The following is a 1,022-nucleotide window of genomic DNA, read 5'->3' on the forward strand; positions in this document are numbered from 1 at the left end:
TGATCTGACTCCATAAAAGTAGACACCTATTTAGGAGTCAGTTCTCATGAAAGTAAAAGCGTTTCGTAAACATACAGAGGAATTTAAAAGAAAAGTGGTGCAGGAGTCATTAGACTCACACGGTACCGTTAAAATGACCGCTAATAAATACGGTATTCATCCCGATATGCTGTCAAGTTGGAGAAGTAAAATGACCTCAAGAAAAGAGCCTAAGCCACTTAAAAACCATGGTCCAGAAAAGTCATATAAAGACCTTGAACGTCAAGTTCGTAACCTTGAAAAGCAGCTTGAGGACGTACAGTTGGAGAACGACGTACTAAAAAAGGCGAGGGCCTACTTCGACAGTCTAAAAGAGTAAGGTTTCAATATATTCATAAGACCACGACGGTGAAGAAAACAGTAAGCAAGTTATGTAAGTTATTATCTGTTTCTAAGGCTGGGTATTACAAATGGTTGAAACAGTCGTCGAATCCAGTTGAAAGAAAAAATGATTTTTTACTTCAGTTTTTAATAAAAAGAAGTAATGAAGAGCACTGCATACCTGGTTACAGAAAATTGTGGCAAGCCGCCATAGCCGACGGATATGATTGCAGTAAAGGCCGAGTGCAGCGTTTATTACAAAGCGTAGGTTATCGCTCTAAATCAGGTAAGCGTCGCTACACCAGTGGTAATAAAAAGCAGGGTTTTATAACGACAGAGAATCTACTTGCTCGTCAATTTGATGTTGAAGAGCCTAATAGTGTATGGGTATCGGATATAACTCAGGTGCGCTGTAAAGAAGGCTGGCAGTACTTATGTGTCATTTTAGATTTATACTCACGCAAAGTTGTGGGCTGGGCAACAAGTCGAATTAATAATGCGGTTTTAGTGATTAAAACACTAAAGAAGGCTTGGAATGCGCGCAAGCCGAACGGGCAACGTTTACTGTTTCATTCAGATCAAGGGAGCCAGTATCGAGCTAAAGAGACTATATCGTGGTTGAACAAGCGAGGTGTAACGATTAGCATGTCGAGAAAGGGGAA

2 protein-coding genes are annotated in these 1,022 nt (G+C 40.3%); both read left to right on the plus strand.

Annotated features, from left to right (window positions below; genetic code table 11):
• Positions 1-46: 46 nt before the first annotated feature.
• A complete protein-coding gene (locus tag MTN96_RS36790; RefSeq protein ID WP_004588400.1) occupies positions 47-358 on the plus strand; it encodes an IS3 family transposase in 312 nt (103 codons plus the stop codon).
• An 11-nt stretch (positions 359-369) separates the two neighbouring features.
• Positions 370-1,022 (plus strand): IS3 family transposase (locus tag MTN96_RS36795; protein WP_248534840.1); only part of this gene is annotated, 653 nt, incomplete at its 3' end.

Source organism: Pseudoalteromonas sp. 2CM28B (assembly GCF_023161935.1).